Here is a 17,747-nt window from a genome sequence, read left to right on the forward strand (position 1 = left end):
GATGGAGGGAAATTCTCCAGACAAGCGCCGCTGGCACCGGTTCGAAGAATGGGACGCACGTCCGCTCAGGCTGGACAGCTTCGCCGAGGAAAATCCGGAGGATGGCTTCGCCGTCTTCAACAGCCCCTATGATCCGAGCCCGAGCCTCAGGCTTTCGCCGGATGGCACGGTGCTGGAAATGGATGGGCGTCTTGCGGCGGATTTCGATATTCTCGATTCCTTCATCGCCCGTCACCACATCGACCCGACCGTGGCCGCCGAAGCCATGGCGATGGACAGCGCCCAAGTGGCGCGCATGCTGGTGGACATCAACGTTCCACGCGCGCGCCTTGAGCACCTGGCAAGGGGCATGACGCCGGCGAAATTCACCGACGTGCTCGGTCATCTGAATGCGCTGGAAACCACGTTCGCCTATTCGAAGATGCGCCAGCGGCACAGCCCGGGCAATCAGGCGCATGTCACCAATGCGAAGGATGACCCGCTGCAACTCGCGGCGGATGCGGCGATCGCGGTTGCGCTCGGCTTCGATGAGATCGAAACGACGATGCGCGTGGCGGGCAATGCCTGGGCCAACGCGCTCGCCTGCACCGTCGGCGCGGCCGCCGGTCGCGGCAGCACGCTTTTCCAATGCTCCATCGAAGAGGCGGAAGAGCTAAAGATCGGTCTCGCGGGTCTTGCGACCTATGCGGAAACGGTCTCGGTCTATGGCACAGAGCGGTCCTTCGTCGATGGCGACGATACGCCTTGGTCGAAGGCGTTCCTGACAGCCGCCTATGCGTCGCGCGGCATCAAGGCACGTTGCACGTCGGGCGCATCGTCCGAGCTTCTCATGGGGTTCCACGAAAAGCGATCGGTGCTTTACCTTGAAGCGCGCTGCCTTTGCCTTCAGCGGGCGATGGGCGTGCAGGGCACGCAGAACGGAGGCATAGACGGCGCGCCCCTCACCGCCTCCATGCCGGCAGGCGTGCACGAACTCCTGGCCGAAAATCTGCTTGCCGTCTGGCTCGGCCTGGAATGCGCGTCTGGCAACGATACACGGATCTCGGAATCGGAAATCCGGGTCGGAGCAAAGATCACGCCCTATCTGCTTGCTGGCTCCGACCTCATCACGTCGGGTTTCGGGTCGATAAAGGCCTACGACAATTCGTTCAATCCCTCGCTGTTCAACAGCGAGGAACTCGAGGACTATCTCGTCCTCCAGCGTGATTTCCAAGTTGATGGCGGGCTCGTCCCCATCATGGAGGATGACGCGCTCAAGCTCCGTCGCCAGGCGCTGGATGCCTTGGGCGACGTGCTGGAGGAGCTCGGGCTCGCGCAGGCCGATGAGGCGATGAAGGAAAGCGTCCTTTATGCCTCCGGATCGAACGAGACCGAGACGTTTTCGCCCGCAACGACGCTTGCTATCAGCAACAGTATTGCCGCTCGCGGGCTGACCGCACTCGATGTCATCCGCGCACTGGCTTGTCGCGGCCACGCCCGGCTGGCGGAGAACGTGCTCGTGATGCTGCGCCAGCGCGTCAGCGGCGACTATTTGCAGACGTCCGCGGTGATCCGCGAGGGCAAGGTCGTCAGCGCCGTAAACGAACCAAACGACTATAGCGGACCAGGCACGGGCTACCGTATGAGCCCCGAGAAGTGGGAGCGGGTGAAGTCGATCCGCGGCACGATCAACCGCGATCATGTGCTGAAGGCGGAAGGCCGGCATGAGGCTCCCAGCGGTACGCCGACGCTCTATAGCATCGGCCGGGCGGAAAAGGGCCGCGACCCATACGAGGTCGTCATCGGCATCAGTCCCGCCTTCGGCGAGCGGCTGCACCAGACGACGGCAGGCCATGCGGTCACGGATGTGCTGAATGCGCTGTATTCCGGTATTCTTTCCGGCGGCGGGCTGCCGCGGGTGGTTCGCATCATGCATACGGCCGACACCTCGTTCCTTGGGCTCACGGCTGCGCGCCTTTCAGGCTCCGGTTACGGCATCGGTATCCAGGCCAAGGGCACCGCGATCATTCATCAGCGTGACCGGCTGCCGCACATGAATCTGGAGCTCTTTTCCAATGCGCCTCTCGTGACGATCGAGCACTATCGCCGGATGGGCCACAACGCTGCTCGCATGACATGGGGAGAGGTTCCCGAACCCGTCATCGTCACCAATGACGGGCAGGCGCTCAGCGCCCGGTTCCATACCAAGGTAGCGCTTCTCTATGCCATCGAGACCGAAATGACTGCGCCAGGTGCCGACCCGCTCGATCAGTACTTCGCCACGCCGGAGCGCAACGCATGAGCCAGTCGAAAAATTATAGCGATATTTACCCGCTCTCCGAAAAAGCCCCGGAACTCGTGCGCACCACAACCGGGCTGGGACTCGACGAATTCACGCTAGAGGCGGTTCTGGACGGCCGGGTCGGCGTCTCCGATCTGGCAATCACCCCCGAGGTTCTCCGGCTGCAAGCCGGGATCGCTAGGGGGGCGGGTCGAGACAAGCTGGCAGACAATTTCGAGCGCGCCGCCGAACTCGTGGCCGTGCCGCAGGACCTGTTGCTCAGCACGTATGAGCTTCTGCGGCCAGGCCGCGCCGGCTCCGCAGCGGTGCTTCGCGAGCGGGCTGAGGCACTGCGGAAAGAATTCGGTGCCGAACACATCGCCACGCTGATCGAGGAAGCCGCTGACGTCTATGACAGGCGCGGCCTGTTCTCGAAGAGATTTTAGGAAAGGAACGACCTTGGCCCAAGTGGAAGTCGTCGGACTGTCGAAGAGCTTTGCCACAGTCAACATCATCAATGACCTGAACCTCAAGATCGCCGATGGCGAATTCGTCGTCCTTGTAGGACCGTCGGGATGCGGCAAGACGACCCTGCTGCGCATGATTGCGGGCCTGGAAACCTCGAGCGCGGGCGAAATCAGGATCGGTGACAGGGATGTCACCCGGCTATCGCCGAAAAACCGCGACATCGCGATGGTATTCCAGTCCTACGCACTTTATCCGCACATGACGGCGGCCGAGAATATGGGCTTCAGCCTCAAGCTCGCCGGTGTCCCTGCGGTCCAGATTTCCGAGCAGGTACAACGCGCGGCAAAGCTCCTGCATATCGAGCATCTCCTGGCCAGAAAGCCCAAGGACCTCTCGGGCGGCCAACGCCAGCGCGTGGCGATGGGCCGCGCCATGGTGCGCGAACCTGCGGTCTATCTGTTCGACGAGCCGCTTTCCAACCTCGACGCACAGCTGCGCACGACGATGCGCGCAGAGATCAAGCGGATGCATCTCGAAGAGAAGCAGACGGTGATCTACGTCACCCATGACCAGATCGAAGCGATGACGCTCGCCGACCGGATCGTCGCCATGCGCGACGGCAAGATTGAGCAGATCGGAAGCCCGGACGACCTTTACAATCGTCCTGCATCGACCTTCGTCGCCCGCTTCATCGGCTCGCCTGCCATGAACCTGCTGCCGGCCAGCATCCGTGACGGTAGAATAGCAGTCGAAGACGGGCCGACCTTCGACCTGCCACCGGCCTTCGCAGATCTGGGATCCAGCGAGGGGCGCACGATCCTCGTCGGTATCCGGCCAGAAGCGTTCCACCTCAATCCGCCGTCGCAAAATGCACCAGGCTTCGAGATGACCGTATCGCTCATCGAGCCCTGTGGAGCCGAAGTCTATGTCATCGGCGAGGTGGCCGGGCGAGACATCACGATAAGGCTGAGCCCCGGAACGCAACCTGCCCGCGGCGAGACCCGGCGGATCTACGCGGACCCTGCCGCATTGCACGTCTTCGACAAGAACACCGAACTGACGCTGCGGACATAGGAGAGACCGATGGCCAAATCCCTTCTCGATGGCAAGGTCGCCCTGGTGACAGCGGCGGGGTCCGGCATCGGACGATCCTCTGCGCGAATCCTGGCCGAGCACGGCGCTCGCGTCGTTGTGACGGATCGCGATGAGCAAGCAGCCAACGAGGCAGCGTCGAGCATCGTTGCCGATGGCGGGCTGGCAGAAGCGCATGCGCTCGACGTGACGGACGACGTGGCGATCGCGTCACTGTTCGCGCGGGTGGTGAAGGCACATGGCGGACTGCACATCCTGCACAACCATGCCGGCATACAGGTCGCAGGCGCGCTCGAACAGATCGACAGCAGCGACATGCGCAAATCCTATGAGGTGAACGTCGTCGCGCCGTTTTCGGCTTGCCGCGCCGCGCTGCCGTTTATGCGGGAGCAGGGTGGCGGCGTGATCCTCAACACCGCGTCCAATGCCGGCGTCTTTCTCGACAAGGGAATGCTCGCCTACATCACCACGAAATCCGCCGTCATCACCATGACCAAGCAGATCGCCCTCGACTATGCAAAGGACGGCATCCGCGTCAATGCGATCTGCCCCGGCTGGGTCGATACGCCGTTCAATGGACCCTACGAAAACCAACTCGGGGGCCGCGCAGCGCTCGAAAAGGTGGTGCGCAACCTCGTTCCCATGGGCCGCTTCGGCCGTCCGGAAGAGGTCGCCGAGGCCATTCTCTTCCTGTGCTCAGATCGCTCGGCCTTCATCACGGGTCATGCGCTGGTGGTGGACGGTGGCGAGTGCCTGGCCGGTGGAAGCAACTCGACGGTGTGAATATCCCGGTTCCGCTCCATGAGAGGCACCAAATGAAGGAAATCGTTCTTGCAAAGTCAAATCAATCGGGTCGCCGACGGTAAGAGCGGCGCACTGCCTCCGATCCTGGCAACCGCGGATCCGGCCCGCGCGCCGGACAGGACAGGTGGGGAAGGCGAATCCCTGCTCACAAGCTCCGGCCCCAGGATCACCCCCGGCGATGCTGCCGATCTCGCCCGCCAATTCTACGGCATCGAGGGCAAGGTCCGAGCGCTCTCCTCGGAACGGGATGCCAACTTCCACATCCAGCTTGCCGACGGTGCACAGGCGCTGCTCAAGGTCAGCAATTCGATGGAGGACAGGGCCGAAACGGGGATGCAGACTGCCGCCCTGATGCATCTCGCCGCGGTCGACCCCGACCTGCCCGTGCAGCGCATCCATGCCACGACGGACGGGGCCGCCTGGGTTCTGATCGACGGACCAGCAGGCGATCGGCATATCGTGCGCCTGATGTCCTATATCGAAGGCACGATGCTGAGCATTGCCGAGCCATTGCCGGGCTTGCACTTCGAGATCGGCCGCACGCTTGCACGGCTCACGCGGGCTTTGCGCGGGTTCTTCCACCCTTCCAGCGGCCGCTTCCTGCAATGGGACATCAAGCATGCCCGCAGGCTGCGTCCGATGCTCGAGACCGTCGAGGAGCCGGACCTGAAATCGAGGCTCACACGTCTGCTGGCGCGTTTCGACGCCGAGATCGGGCCGCGCCTGCCGCATCTGCGCGCGCAGACGGTGCACAACGACTTCAACCCGCACAACATCGTCGTCGACGGTCCGCGTGCCGCACGGGTCACCGGCGTCATCGACTTCGGCGACATGGTGACGACGCCGAATGTCTGTGATCTCGCTATTGCCTGCTCCTACCATCTCAACGGCGGAAACGATCCGCTGCTGCCCGTGGAAGATCTGGTCGCGGGCTATGCCTCGGTCCTTCCGCTGGAGGCCGAGGAACTGAGCCTGCTTCCCGATCTGATCCGTCTGCGCCATGCCACGACGCTCGCCATCACGTCGTGGCGCGCGCGGAAATATCCGGAGAACGCCGCCTATATCCTGCGTAATGCCGCCGCATCGCGCCGCGGGCTAGACATCCTCGATTCCCTCGATCCCTCCAAGACGAACGATGCCCTGACGAGGGCCGCCGCGCGGGACAGTTCAACGGCAAATGCAGGAAGCAACAGACCATGAGCATGGTGAACGCATTCGATCCGACCCGCGTCAGCGCCCTGGACCCCGATGAACTGGCCCTGATCACACGCCGCAAGAAGGCGCTCGGGCCGGCCTATCGGTTGTTCTACGAGGAGCCGCTGCATCTGGTGCGGGGCGAAGGCGTGTGGCTCTATGATCAGAACGACCGGGCCTATCTCGATGCCTACAACAACGTGGCATCGGTCGGGCATTGCCATCCCAAGGTCGTCGAGGCGATCTTGCGCCAGGCCGGCACGCTGAACACGCATACGCGCTACCTGCACGACGGCGTCGTTGAATATGCCGAACGGCTACTCGCGACGATGCCATCCGCGCTCGGCCATATGATGTTCACCTGCACAGGCTCCGAGGCCAACGATCTGGCGTTGAGAATAGCCCGTGCCTTCACCGGCCGGCAGGGTGTCATCGTGACGAGCCTCGCCTATCATGGCCTGACGGAGGCCGTTGCCGAGATTTCGCCCTCGCTTGGCACCTATGTGCAGCGCGGCGAACGGGTGCGGCTCATCCCAGCCCCGAACGCGCTTTTCGTTGCCCCCGCCGAACAGGGCGCAAAGCTTGCGGCAGATCTCGCCGCCGCCATCGCCGCCATGCGCGACGATGGGATCGAACCTGCGGCCTTCATCGTCGACACGATCTTTTCGAGCGATGGCCTCTATCCCGATCCCGCCGGATTTCTGAGACCGGCCGTCGATCTCATCCGCAAGGAGGGCGGCCTGTTCATCGCCGACGAGGTACAGCCGGGCTTCGGCCGGACAGGCGAGACGTTCTGGGGCTTTGAGCGCCACGGCGTGGTGCCGGATCTCGTGACGATGGGCAAGCCCATGGGCAACGGCTTCCCCGTCGCGGGCGTAGCGCTGAAGCCGGATCTTGTCGCGGAGTTCGGCGTAAAAGCCCGCTATTTCAATACTTTCGGCGGAAATCCCGTGGCGTGCGCCGCGGGCATGGCCGTGCTGGATGTGATCGAGGAGGAGGCCCTGCAAGCCAATGCGCGCAATATCGGCCGCCATCTCAAGGATGGGCTGGCAGCGCTCGTTGCCGGCCGAGACGACATTGCCGATGTCCGCGGCGCTGGCCTTTTCATCGCCGTCGAGTGCGTTCTGAACGCAGAAGACCGCGCGCCGAACGCCCGCCTTGCGGCCTCGCTTGTCAATCACCTTCGCCGAAACGGCGTTCTGATCAGCGCCACGGGTCCGGGTGCAAACATCCTAAAGATCCGCCCGCCGCTCGTGATGAAGCAGGAGGACGCCGAGTTTTTCCTCAACGCTGTCGAGGCTGCGTTGAAGGCATCGAGCGACGGCCGCTAGTATTCAGCCGCCGTCGCCTTGCCTTCATCTTCAACCGAATGGTGAGCAGAGGTAGCTGTAAGTTGTTTTTTTTGATATTGGCCACCCAATGTCGGAGGGTTGGATGGGAAAGATCGAAAACAGGACTTTGAACGAGCGCGCTTACGATGAAATCAAGCGCTCGCTCATCGCCGGACATTTTCGTCCGAGCGACGTCCTCGTGACCCGCACCCTTGCCGAGAATTATGGAATTTCAACCACGCCAGTGCGCGAAGCACTCCAGCGGCTGGTCGGCGAGCGTCAGCTCGTCCTTCTGCCAAACCGTTCGGTTGCCGTTCCGGCCTGGGATGTCGAAAAATACCTCGAGCTAGCCCGCATCCGCCGTGAACTGGAGGGCCTGGCTGCCGAACTGGCCGCGCAGAACATCACCGACAAGAAGATCCGGGTTCTCGAGAAGGTCGTCCTCGACATAGAAAAATCGATTACGTCCAAAGACATCTCGGTCTATGTCAACCTGAACCAGCAGTTTCATTTCGCGATCTACGAGAGTGCGAATTCTCCCCGCTTGCTGCAGATGATCCAGGACGTCTGGGGCCAGGTTGGGCCCTACTTCCTGGAACTGTTCAGCGATCCCGTCTACGAGTCCGTCGCGAACACCGAACACGTCCTCATTCTCGAAAGTCTCAAGGCAAGGGATGCGGCGGGCGTTCGCAAGCATATTGTTGCCGATATCGCCAGCGCGGCCGAAGTGCTCGAACCGCGTATTCAAGAGCTAGCGTCGAAGGATGATCGCACGGCCCTCGGATCGCTTCGTTGATAGTCGCAGACGACCGGGACGCGATTGGCGTCCCGGCCTTTTCGTCTTAGCCACGCGCCTTGCGCACAATGGCCATGAACTCCTTGGCCCGCTGCGGATCGACGGCATTCCATGTATGCCCATCGATCTTGAGCGAAGACCCCACGACGCAACCATCCGCGACTTTCAGCACATCGACCACGGTGGTGTGCTTGACCCCGGTATTGGCGAGCACCGGCGTATCGGGCAGCGCTTTCTTCACCGATTCAAGATCGATCATTTTTGCCGATTCACCGGTAATCGCGCCCGATACCAGAACGGCATCCGGGATCGAGGAGAAGACCGCAGAGCGCGCCCTGTCCGCCAGCGGACGACTGTCGAGGGAGGCGGCGAATTCTGCCGAAACATTGTTCAGGATCACCAGGTCCTTGCGGTCGAGTTGCCGCGCGCGACGCATGGCGCGCCCCGCGTTCGGCGTCCAGGGCCCCATGTCCGAGGCGTAGGTACCGGTGAAAATCTCGCGCACGAAAGCCGCGCCAGTGGCGGCGGCCAGTGCGACGGTGCTGTCGGGATCCCAAAGCACATTGACGCCAAAGGGCTTTTCGATCCGCTCGACCAGACGGCCGATCACGAAAGCCATGGCCGTGGTGGTGGCGATATCGACCTTCAGCTCATAGGGGCGATCGTTTTCGTTGCCGAACATCACGGCATCCACCCCTGCTGCCTGCAGGGCGTCGAGATCCTTCAAGGCACCCTGATAGATACCCTCGACGCCGGCATCTGCATCATAGAGGGGGGTGCCGGGCATGGGGTTCAGGTGAACCATCGCGATGACCGGTTTAATTCCAGGAAAGAGATCGGCAAATTTCGTCATTTCATTCTCCGTTAGCCGCGTGCAGAAAGGCATAAGCGGTCTTGGGTTACAGGGGTAAGGGATGGCGATCAGTTTTTTCGGCGCTCGATCAGCCAGAAGAAAACGACTGTGATCATCAGGATGATCAGAAGCAGGATGAAGGCGGCGGACGACCCCTCGTTCACCTGAAGGCCCTGAAAAGCGCGCTTATACGCAAAAAACGACAGAAGCTCCGTGGAAACGCCAGGACCACCCTTGGTGAGCACATAGATCAGGTCATAGGTGCGAAATTCATTGATCAGCTGAATGACGATGGCAATGATCGAAACCGGGCGCAGGAGCGGCAGAGTGATGTACCAGAACTGCTGGAGCGGGCCGGCGCCATCGACCTCGGCGGCCTCGTACGGCTCCTTCGGCAAGGACGCCAGCCCAGCCGAGAGCAGAAGCACGACAAAGGATGTCTGCTGCCAGATGTCGATCGAGATGAGTGTCGAGAGCGCAATGGAACTGTTGCCCAGCCAGTCGATCATTGGCAGGCCCATGGCGGCAAGCGTCTGGTTCACGATCCCCAGATTAGGCTGCAACAGCATGCGCCAGATCAGCGCGACAGCAACCGGCGACATGGCCATTGGCAGCGTCAGGATGGCGAAATAAATCCCGCGCGCCGTGAAAATCTGACGCAGCATCAGGGCGATGGCCAGTCCGATGACGAATTCGCCGATCACGGCAGCTGCCGAATAGCGCAGCGTCAGCCAGAGCGAATGCCAGAACAGCGGTTCGCTCATGACATTGAGGAAATTTGTCAGGCCGGCAAAGTTCAGCGCCGGGTGTATCATCGTCATTGAGGACAGCGAGATCGCCAGTGCGTAAAGCAACGGGAACCCCATGACCACGACCAGCATGGCAAGGCCAGGAGCCGCAAAGCTCCATCCGGCACGAACCCTGTTTCTTGCAATCGCATTCATGCCACGATCCCTTTTGTACGGACGCGCGCGCTACTGGCCCGCTATCCGGCTCGGCCTCGGCAGGCGAGCGGCGTGCTTGGTGTGATGTCCCGTAAGGGGCGAATTCTCCTGGTTGCTTGCGGGCTGCCGATGCAGCCCGCAAGCACGTGGCCTACTTGGCCATAAGGTCCTTGAGGCCCTTCGCAGACGCTTCCAGCGCAGCTTCGACTGTCGCGTCGCCACTGGCGGCAAGCGAGATCTGGGTACCGAGCAGATCTTCATATTGCGGGCTATAGGTGAAGATCGGGAAGCTCTTGCCGGCAGCCACGATGTCGCCTGCCTTGGCATAGAAGGGATACTTGGCCAGCACGGCTGAATCGCTGAACACATCCGAACGCACGGGCGCATGGCCCTGAAGAGCACGCTTCACCGAGACATCCTTGGACTGAACCCAGGAGATGAACGTCCAAGCCGCTTCCTTTTGGTCGTCCGGAATGTTCTTCGGAATGCCCCAGCCCCAGCCGCCGCTTTCGCCGTGGCCGCCTGGCATCACCGAGATCGACACCTTGCCGGCCACTTTCGGGCAGGCTTCGGCGTTATCGATCTGCGGCAGCATCCACCAATAGGTGACCATCGAGAAGGATTCGCCGGCGCACATCAGCCGCATCGTGTCATCGAGCGTCGCCGAAAGAGCGCCTGTCTGGGCCGCATTACTAATCATATCCGCATACAGCGTCAGTGCTTTTTTCCCCTCGTCGGAATTGAGCACGATGGCACCGTCTTTGCCGAAATAGTCGCCACCTGCCGCAAAGAGGTAGTTGGAGAACTCCATGGAATTGGGATCACCGCGCTGGCCCTGCATGGCAGCACCGTTGATACCCGCTTGCGCCTTCATGAACTTGGCGACGGCAACGTAATCGTCCAATGTCGCGGGGGCTTCGAGCTTCTTCCCGGCCGCCGCTTCGAACTTTGCGGCGAGGTCGGGATTTTCCAGCAGGTCGGTGCGATAGATCAGGCCCATCGAATAGTTGTACATCGGCATGATCGGCATTGCTTCGTCAGTGCGACCCAAAAGGTCCAGCATCGACGGGATGATCGGTGACGTGTCGAAGCCCGACTTCTCCGCATAGGGCTTCAGGTCTTCGAGCCAGCCGCCGGCCGGAAACTCGCCCGCCCATAGGAAGTCTACCGAAAGGAGATTGTACTGGCTCTCGCCGCTGACGAGTTGGGTGACCAACTTGTCGTGCATGTCGCCATAGCCGACTTTCTCGAATTCGACTTTGATGCCGGTTTCAGCCTCGAACTCTGGAAGCAGTCCCTCGATGATCTTCGTTTCGGGGACATCCTCCATCAGTGCACGCAGAACGACGTCGGCAGCGAGTGCCGTCCCGGCCCATAGTGTGGCAGCAAGGCTGCCTGCAACAAGGAAGGCATTTATTTTCAGTCGCGTTTTCATGAGTTCCTCTCTGTTTTCGTTATGTAGTCTTGAATGCACTTATCTGACCGAGCCGAAGGACAGGCCCTGTACGAGATACTTCTGGATAAAGCGCACTGCGATCAGCAGGGGCAGGATCGCGAGCGAGACACCCGCGGAAACCTGTGCGATCTGAACGCCGTTGGAGGTCTGCAGCGCGGCAAGGGCCACTGGCACGGTGGCCGTCTTCGAGCCACCAAGGATCAGCGCGAAGAGGAACTCATTCCACGACAGGATGAACCCCAAGACCGCAGCGGCCATGATGCCCGGCGCTGCCACCGGCAGCACGATGCGCCAGAAAGCGCCCCAGCGCGTGGCGCCATCGGTCATGGCCGCCCCTTCCAGCTCCTCCGGAATGGATTCGAAGAATCCCATCAGGATCCATGTCAGGAAGGGAAGATTGATGGCCGCATAGGCCAGCGTCAGACCCGTCAGCGAATTGGTCAGCCCCGTGATGCGATAGAGCATGAACACCGGCAGCGCGAGCGCGACCGGAGGCAGCATCTGGCTGGCAAGCGTCGCAAACCGCGCAAACTTCCCCCCGGTTTGAAAACGGGCGAATGCATAACCGCTCATGGCGGCAAGCGGCATGGCAAGCACCACGGACATGACCGCGACGATCAGTGAATTGAGATAGTTCGTGCCGAAATTTTTCTCGATGAACAACGCTCGATAGTTATCGAGCGTGAACTCCGGGAAAATCGCCATCGAATAGGACGCCCGCTCCGGCACCAGAGAGGTGCGCAACACCCAAAGGATCGGCAGAAGCACGATCAGGCAGGCAATTGTCAGCCCGACGTGGGAAAGGATGCGGCGCGTCATCGCTTACGCCTTTCGCCGATAGGCCGCCCCCGAGGCGGCGTTGAACAGATGCATCTGCGACATGTCGGCATGAAGCGTGACCTGATCGCCGAAATTGGGCAGGAAATGCCGCCCGGTACGAGCCGACAGGGTGGCGCCCCCGGCCTCGACCCCGATCAGGTTCTCCGCACCAAGGGCTTCGCGCATCACCACCTTGCCGGTGAAGGGCAAGGTTGCGGAGGTAGCTTCCGCCAGCACGTCTTCCGCACGCAGGCCGAGAATGGCTGGTTCCGACGCGGCATGGCTGTAGAGCACCGACTGGGCCGGAGGCAGAACACCCGAGATCGGCCCCGCATCGATCGATAGTACGCCCGCTGCAACAGAGAGCCGCGCCGCAATGAGGTTCATGGTCGGAGAAGCAAGGAATTGCGCCACGAACGTATTGGCCGGGTTGGCGTAAACGTCGAGCGGAGCACCAACCTGCTCGATGTGGCCGTCCCGCATGATGCAAATCCGGTCACCCATCGTCATCGCTTCGATATGATCATGCGTGACGAAGACCATGGTCTTGCCCAGGCGGCGGTGCAGCTTAACCAGTTCTTGCCGCATCTCGCCGCGCAGCTTGGCGTCGAGATTCGAAAGCGGCTCGTCCATCAGGAAGACATCCGGCTCGCGCACCATCGCCCGGCCAAGCGCCACGCGCTGACGCTGCCCGCCCGAAAGCGCACCCGGCCTGCGATCGAGATAGGGGACGAGCCCCAGGATCTCGGAAGCGTCCTTGATCCTTACGTCCTGCTCGGCGAGCGGAGTGCCGCGCATCTTCATCCCGAAACGCATGTTCTCGCGCACCGACATATGCGGATACAGAGCGTAGCTTTGGAACACGACAGCGACGTTTCTAGCGCGGGGCGGCAGGTCGGTGACGTCGCGTTTTCCGATCTTTATTCTTCCAGCCGTAATCTCTTCCAGGCCGGCGATCATCCTGAGCGTCGTGGATTTTCCGCAACCCGATGGGCCTAGCAGCACCATGAACTCACCCTCTTCGATGGTGAGGGAAACATCCTTAACCCCGAATACTCCGCTGCCGTATTCACGGCTGATGGTGTCGAGTGTGATCGCGGTCAATGTAGCCTCATGAACAGACTGGAGTTGGGATGCGGCTTGAAATCGAACAAAATCGAACAAATCAGGGGATCAGGTGGTGTAAACGCCGCCGGTGACGTTCAATGCCTGGCCCGTCATGAAGCGCGCCGCATCGGAGCAGAGAAAGACGACGACACCCGCGACGTCTTCAGGGGTCTCGATACGACCCAACGGCGTTTGGCGAATGTAATCCTCTTCCACTTCAGCAGGCGTCATGCCGCGCAACTCGGCTTCCCAAAGAATCTCGCGTTCCTGCATCGATGTGCGGACGAAGCCGGGGCAAACGGCGTTGACACGGATACCCTGCGGCGCAAGTTCGCGTGCAAGAGCTTGGGTCCACCCCACCACTGCGAACTTCGAAGCCGAATAGTGGGCGAGAAGAGGCGCGCCGATCTTGGCGGCAAGTGACGCCGTGTTGACGATAATTCCCTTGTTTTCTTTAACAAAATGCCGCGTCGCAATTTGGTTTGTCAAGAACACGCCGCGTGCATTGACGTTCATATTGAAGTCCCAGTCGTCATCGGTCAGATCGACCGCTCGACGCATGGTCGATACACCAGCATTGGCAATGCAGATATCGAGCCCGCCAGCAGATGACAGCGCTTCGTCAAATGCCGCCTGCACCGAGGCGCGCTCGCGCACGTCGATCTTGACGGCACGGTGCCCCACGCCAAGCGAGGCAGCGGCGGCCTGCGCAGCCTCGAGGTTGAGGTCGGCAATGACCACCGAAACGTCCTGCGCGGCAAGCGCTTTGGCAATGGCAAAGCCGATGCCGGTCGCAGCGCCGGTCACGATGGCCCGCTTGCGCGCCAGCCCCGGGTGTTTTTGGTCGGCAAGTTGATTTGGCTGCATACCCATTCCTCCAATTGCACGAAATCAAACAACTTTCGTCGTCAATTGCAACAAAAATGTTCGCTTGTGTTCGATATTTTTCCATTATATGTTGTTATGTGATCGAAACCGTGTCCGCTTTTCACCCTGAAAGCATGTGAGCTGCCAATTGGAAACGCCGGGAAAATCGCTCTGGTCTGTGCTACCAGCTCGGGACTTCGCATTCAGTCGAACTTGGGACGGGCCATAGACGTGACACAGCTGGAAAAGACGACCGCCACCCCCCCCTCACCCACGCGAGAACGCGGCCGGGCGCCTGCGCGGGCCCGCATGGTCCGCATTCTGGAGCGGCTGGAGGAAGGCGGTTCGATCTCAGTGACCGACATCGCACAGGAATTTGGCATTTCGGACATGACGGTGCGCCGCGATCTCGCCGAACTGGAACGCGACGGGTTGCTGGAGCGTGTCCACGGCGGCGCGGTCGGCCTGAAGCGCGGACCTTTGACAGTGATCGACGATGTCGAGCCGATCTTCGAAGCGAGGGCGCGCCAGAACGCCGAGCGCAAGGCCCGCATCGCGCAGGCCGCAGCCCGCTACGTTTCCGGGCGCAAGGTCATTGCATTCGATCTGGGCACCACGGTCCTTGCCGCGGCGCATGCCATCGTCCAGGCCGGACCGGACCCCCAGCTGCGCGCCTTCTCGAACAGTTTGCGCGTGGGGATGGTGCTCGCTCGCGCCGGCATCTCCATTTACATGAGCGGCGGGCTGATCCGCGCCGAGGAAATGTCGCTAACCGGGAAAGAGGCCGTGGACGGCTTCTCCCGCTACTACTTCGATGTGGCGCTCCTCAGCGCATCGGGCATGACGACCGAAGGCGTCTTCGATTATTCGCCCGAGGAGGTCGCCGTGAAAACGGTCTTTCTGCAACGTTCCGCCGAGCGTGTTCTCCTGATGGACAGCACCAAGTTCCGCCGGATTTCAACGGTTCTGATTGCCACCCTTTCTGAAATTTCGACGTTGATCACGGATGCGCCGCCGCCGCCGGATCTTGCTGCCGTGCTGGACGCGGCCGGCGTACGGGTCATCGTCGCCGATCCTTTGTAACCCTCTAGTTTTTCGGGACCCACCGCAGAATGAACGTCTTTCTTGGCCTCGACATCGGCACCACCTCCACCATCGGCATTCTTGTCGATACCTCGGGCAACGTTCTGGCCCTCGCCTCACGGCCGGTGACGCTATATTCGGAAAAGCCCGGATGGGCCGAGGAAGACCCGGCGGAGTGGTGGCAAAACTGCTGCGCCATCATTCCTGATCTCCTGGCGCAGTCCGGCATCGAAGCGGCCCGCATCTCGGGAATAGGCGTTGCCGGAATGCTCCCCGCCACGGTGCTTCTCGATGATGCAGGGCTTCCGCTGCGCCGCTCGATTCAGCAAAGCGACGGTCGCGCCGGTGCTGAGGTGGAGGAAATCCGACGCGAAGTCGATGAAACCGCGTTTCTGGATGCGGCGGGCTGCGGAGTGAACCAGCAGCTTGTCGGCGCAAAAATCCGCTGGCTCGCAAGGCATGAGCCCGAGGTGCTGGTGAAGGCAAGGACCTTGTTCGGGTCTTATGATTACATCAATTATCGATTGACCGGCAAAGCCGCGGTTGAGCAAAATTGGGCTCTGGAGGCCGGCATCGTGAATATCGCCAGCGGTCGAATTGATCTCGCGCAGGCGGAACGGACCGGTATTCCGCCGCATCTCCTGCCCCCTCTGATCGGCTCATCGGCTGTCCTGGGCCATGTCACTGCCGATTGCGCTCGCGAAACGGGGTTGGCCGCAGGTACGCCGGTCGTCGGCGGCGCGGCAGACATGATCGCCTCCTGCCTGGGAGCGGGAGTGGTGCGCAGTGGCGATGTGTTGCTGAAGTTCGGTGGCGCGGTCGATATCCTGACCGCAACCGCAGTGCTTAAACCCGATCCGCGGCTCTTCCTGGATTATCACCTCGTCCCCGGCCTTTGGTTGCCGAACGGCTGCATGTCGACCGGCGGCTCGGTATTGAACTGGTTTATCGAAACCTTCGCAGGCGGGGTCGAACCCTTGAACGGCTCGGTGCATGCGGCGCTGGACGCCATGGCCGCCGAGAGACCGGCGGGCGCAATGGACCTGACTTTTTTGCCCTATCTGCTGGGAGAGAAAACACCCCTGCACGACCCGTCCGCGCGAGGCGTCTTGAACGGGCTTACACTCTCTCACGATCTCGGCCACATCTGGCGCGCGGTGCTCGAATCCTACGCCTATGCAATCCGTCACCACATCGAAATCCTCAACGAGGCGGGCCATCAGACGACGCGCTTTCTTGTGTCGGATGGCGGAGCGAAATCCTCAGTCTGGATGGGCATTGTCGCCGACGTCCTCGGCCAGCCGCTTCAACGTCTTGCCGGTCATCCCGGATCATGCCTGGGCGCTGCCTGGACTGCCGCTGTCGGCCTGGGCGCCGCGGAATGGGACGGCATCATCGCTTTCACCACCCGCGACACATTGTTCACCCCTAATCCCGACAACCGTGAAACCTACAGCCGCGGCTATGCCACGTTTCGAGATCTCTATCGCCGCGTTCAGGGCATGCATTGATGAGGATATTCCCCTGGAAAGCAGTCGCTTGGGATATCGATGGCACGCTGGTGGACAGCGAGCCGTTACATCATGAGGCGCTGATCGCGACGTGCGACGAACAAGGGCTGGATCTACGCGCCCTCCCCGAAACAATGTTTATCGGCGTGCATTTGCGAGACGTCTGGCTGCAGCTCCGGCAGCATCTTCCGAACACGCTGGCGGAGGCGGAGTTTCATCGGCGGATCAATCAACATTACGCGGCAGGTGTTCGAAAACTCAGTGCTATCCCTGGCGCGATCGAGACGATGAGATCGCTTAATTCAATGGGGGTGGTGCAAGTCTGCGCCTCGAACTCCGCACGTGAGGTCGTAGACGCAAATCTCGCGGCCATCGGCGTGACAGCACTGATGCAAGCGTCGGTATCGCTCGACGATGTGAACGAGGGCAAACCTTCGCCGGAATCATATTTGCGGGCAGCCCAGCTTGTCCAAATCGATCCCGCTGAAATTCTCGTGGTAGAGGACAGCTTTACGGGTGTCCGCGCCGCACGCGCCGCCGGAATGCAAGTGGCCCTGCTTAGCAATGGCTCGACGAATGCGCAAACCGGAAGCGACGTCGAGCCAGATTTTAGGATCGCGCTATTGCATGAAATCTTACAACTCAGTCGCTAAACTCGACTTTGTACATTATGCGGCGAATGACAGTGCCTCTGTCATTCGCTTGATTCGTCTTAGCTGGATTTTTGGAATTTCCATCCGGCAGGTGCTGTCAATAAATGCCCTAGGTGTTGTCACATAAACGCAGCATAAGTGAATTTGGCATAAGACTAAGCATTGAGTTCTCGCCCCTGTTTGGTCTAGCAGGCTGCTGCAAAATAGAACAATGTTCCCGATTGGATTCTGGTTTGTGCTGAACCGCCCCGGATTTTCCGGAGACCCGAACCTGTGAGAAGTAGGGTCTATGACGAGCAAGACGACGAACAAATTCTCCCCTGAAGTCCGCGCTCGCGCCGTTCGAATGGTGACGGAGCATGAGGCTGAACATCCGTCGCGGTGGGCTGCCGTTTTCTCAATAACCGCCAAGATCGGCGGCTCGGCACATAAGCTCAATGAGTGGGTGAAGAAGGCCGAGGTGGACAGCGGCAAACGGGCGGGTTTGCCGAGTGACCTCGCGGAGAAGA

Annotated in this window: 16 protein-coding genes and 1 pseudogene; 11 read left to right on the forward strand and 6 right to left on the reverse strand. The window is 61.0% G+C overall.

Going from position 1 to position 17,747, the window contains the following annotated elements:
* The first annotated feature begins 1 nt into the window (after nucleotide 1).
* The 7 genes from ACT6VE_RS25150 to ACT6VE_RS25180 all read left to right on the forward strand — a co-directional run bounded on the left by ACT6VE_RS25150 (nucleotide 2) and on the right by ACT6VE_RS25180 (nucleotide 7,945).
* On the forward strand, nucleotides 2–2,281 hold the full coding sequence (locus tag ACT6VE_RS25150) for a propanediol/glycerol family dehydratase large subunit (protein WP_444801076.1): 2,280 nt from the start codon (nucleotides 2–4) through the stop codon (nucleotides 2,279–2,281).
* Nucleotides 2,278–2,706, forward strand: coding sequence for a diol dehydratase small subunit (locus tag ACT6VE_RS25155; protein WP_444801077.1), 429 nt, complete (start codon nucleotides 2,278–2,280; stop codon nucleotides 2,704–2,706). The genes ACT6VE_RS25150 and ACT6VE_RS25155 overlap by 4 nt, the downstream gene beginning before the upstream one ends.
* 13 nt (nucleotides 2,707–2,719) lie before the next feature.
* The gene (locus ACT6VE_RS25160; protein ID WP_444801078.1) at nucleotides 2,720–3,802 is read left to right on the forward strand and encodes an ABC transporter ATP-binding protein; all 1,083 of its coding nucleotides are present in this window, start codon (nucleotides 2,720–2,722) and stop codon (nucleotides 3,800–3,802) included.
* A gap of 9 nt (nucleotides 3,803–3,811) precedes the next feature.
* The gene (locus tag ACT6VE_RS25165; protein ID WP_444801079.1) at nucleotides 3,812–4,603 is read left to right on the forward strand and encodes an SDR family NAD(P)-dependent oxidoreductase; all 792 of its coding nucleotides are present in this window, start codon (nucleotides 3,812–3,814) and stop codon (nucleotides 4,601–4,603) included.
* A gap of 48 nt (nucleotides 4,604–4,651) precedes the next feature.
* Nucleotides 4,652–5,824 carry a phosphotransferase gene (locus ACT6VE_RS25170; RefSeq protein WP_444801080.1) on the forward strand — a complete coding sequence of 391 codons (1,173 nt, stop codon included), beginning with the start codon at nucleotides 4,652–4,654 and terminating at the stop codon, nucleotides 5,822–5,824.
* Nucleotides 5,821–7,149 carry an aspartate aminotransferase family protein gene (locus ACT6VE_RS25175; RefSeq protein ID WP_444801081.1) on the forward strand — a complete coding sequence of 443 codons (1,329 nt, stop codon included), beginning with the start codon at nucleotides 5,821–5,823 and terminating at the stop codon, nucleotides 7,147–7,149. Before ACT6VE_RS25170 ends, ACT6VE_RS25175 begins: the two co-directional genes overlap by 4 nt.
* Before the next feature lie 103 nt (nucleotides 7,150–7,252).
* Nucleotides 7,253–7,945, forward strand: coding sequence for a GntR family transcriptional regulator (locus ACT6VE_RS25180; RefSeq protein ID WP_444801082.1), 693 nt, complete (start codon nucleotides 7,253–7,255; stop codon nucleotides 7,943–7,945).
* A gap of 46 nt (nucleotides 7,946–7,991) precedes the next feature.
* Here ACT6VE_RS25180 and ACT6VE_RS25185 read toward each other — a convergent pair whose 3' ends face one another.
* The 6 genes from ACT6VE_RS25185 to ACT6VE_RS25210 form a co-directional block, all read right to left on the reverse strand.
* A complete protein-coding gene (locus ACT6VE_RS25185; RefSeq protein WP_444801083.1) occupies nucleotides 7,992–8,798 on the reverse strand; it encodes a BtpA/SgcQ family protein in 807 nt (268 codons plus the stop codon).
* A gap of 68 nt (nucleotides 8,799–8,866) precedes the next feature.
* Entirely contained in the window at nucleotides 8,867–9,742 is an 876-nt protein-coding gene (locus ACT6VE_RS25190; RefSeq protein WP_444801084.1) for a carbohydrate ABC transporter permease, read from the reverse strand.
* A 151-nt stretch (nucleotides 9,743–9,893) separates the two neighbouring features.
* A complete protein-coding gene (locus ACT6VE_RS25195; protein ID WP_444801085.1) occupies nucleotides 9,894–11,177 on the reverse strand; it encodes an extracellular solute-binding protein in 1,284 nt (427 codons plus the stop codon).
* Between the two features lie 39 nt (nucleotides 11,178–11,216).
* On the reverse strand, nucleotides 11,217–12,017 hold the full coding sequence (locus ACT6VE_RS25200) for a carbohydrate ABC transporter permease (protein ID WP_444801086.1): 801 nt from the start codon (nucleotides 12,015–12,017) through the stop codon (nucleotides 11,217–11,219).
* A 3-nt stretch (nucleotides 12,018–12,020) separates the two neighbouring features.
* Nucleotides 12,021–13,121, reverse strand: coding sequence for an ABC transporter ATP-binding protein (locus tag ACT6VE_RS25205; RefSeq protein WP_444801087.1), 1,101 nt, complete (start codon nucleotides 13,119–13,121; stop codon nucleotides 12,021–12,023).
* 69 nt (nucleotides 13,122–13,190) lie between these two features.
* On the reverse strand, nucleotides 13,191–13,991 hold the full coding sequence (locus ACT6VE_RS25210; protein ID WP_444801093.1) for an SDR family NAD(P)-dependent oxidoreductase: 801 nt from the start codon (nucleotides 13,989–13,991) through the stop codon (nucleotides 13,191–13,193).
* A 231-nt stretch (nucleotides 13,992–14,222) separates the two neighbouring features.
* On the opposite strand from ACT6VE_RS25210, the gene ACT6VE_RS25215 reads away from it, so the two are divergent.
* From ACT6VE_RS25215 to ACT6VE_RS25230, 4 genes and pseudogenes are all read left to right on the forward strand, one after another.
* Entirely contained in the window at nucleotides 14,223–15,074 is an 852-nt protein-coding gene (locus tag ACT6VE_RS25215; protein WP_444801088.1) for a DeoR/GlpR family DNA-binding transcription regulator, read from the forward strand.
* Between the two features lie 29 nt (nucleotides 15,075–15,103).
* Nucleotides 15,104–16,585, forward strand: coding sequence for an FGGY-family carbohydrate kinase (locus ACT6VE_RS25220; RefSeq protein ID WP_444801089.1), 1,482 nt, complete (start codon nucleotides 15,104–15,106; stop codon nucleotides 16,583–16,585).
* On the forward strand, nucleotides 16,585–17,238 hold the full coding sequence (locus ACT6VE_RS25225; protein ID WP_444801090.1) for an HAD family hydrolase: 654 nt from the start codon (nucleotides 16,585–16,587) through the stop codon (nucleotides 17,236–17,238). Before ACT6VE_RS25220 ends, ACT6VE_RS25225 begins: the two co-directional genes overlap by 1 nt.
* Before the next feature lie 289 nt (nucleotides 17,239–17,527).
* A pseudogene (locus ACT6VE_RS25230) lies at nucleotides 17,528–17,747 on the forward strand (IS3 family transposase); the annotation flags it as partial.

This window comes from Shinella sp. (assembly GCF_052438155.1).
Classification (GTDB): domain Bacteria; phylum Pseudomonadota; class Alphaproteobacteria; order Rhizobiales; family Rhizobiaceae; genus Shinella.

Coding starts and splice junctions, on each gene's coding strand:
- ACT6VE_RS25190 (WP_444801084.1), bottom strand. CDS start 9,742: ATGAATGCGATTGCAAGAAACAGGGTTCGTGCCGGATGGAGCTTTGCG.
- ACT6VE_RS25175 (WP_444801081.1), top strand. CDS start 5,821: ATGAGCATGGTGAACGCATTCGATCCGACCCGCGTCAGCGCCCTGGAC.
- ACT6VE_RS25200 (WP_444801086.1), bottom strand. CDS start 12,017: ATGACGCGCCGCATCCTTTCCCACGTCGGGCTGACAATTGCCTGCCTG.
- ACT6VE_RS25150 (WP_444801076.1), top strand. CDS start 2: ATGGAGGGAAATTCTCCAGACAAGCGCCGCTGGCACCGGTTCGAAGAA.
- ACT6VE_RS25225 (WP_444801090.1), top strand. CDS start 16,585: ATGAGGATATTCCCCTGGAAAGCAGTCGCTTGGGATATCGATGGCACG.
- ACT6VE_RS25220 (WP_444801089.1), top strand. CDS start 15,104: ATGAACGTCTTTCTTGGCCTCGACATCGGCACCACCTCCACCATCGGC.
- ACT6VE_RS25185 (WP_444801083.1), bottom strand. CDS start 8,798: ATGACGAAATTTGCCGATCTCTTTCCTGGAATTAAACCGGTCATCGCG.
- ACT6VE_RS25195 (WP_444801085.1), bottom strand. CDS start 11,177: ATGAAAACGCGACTGAAAATAAATGCCTTCCTTGTTGCAGGCAGCCTT.
- ACT6VE_RS25180 (WP_444801082.1), top strand. CDS start 7,253: ATGGGAAAGATCGAAAACAGGACTTTGAACGAGCGCGCTTACGATGAA.
- ACT6VE_RS25155 (WP_444801077.1), top strand. CDS start 2,278: ATGAGCCAGTCGAAAAATTATAGCGATATTTACCCGCTCTCCGAAAAA.
- ACT6VE_RS25210 (WP_444801093.1), bottom strand. CDS start 13,991: ATGCAGCCAAATCAACTTGCCGACCAAAAACACCCGGGGCTGGCGCGC.
- ACT6VE_RS25165 (WP_444801079.1), top strand. CDS start 3,812: ATGGCCAAATCCCTTCTCGATGGCAAGGTCGCCCTGGTGACAGCGGCG.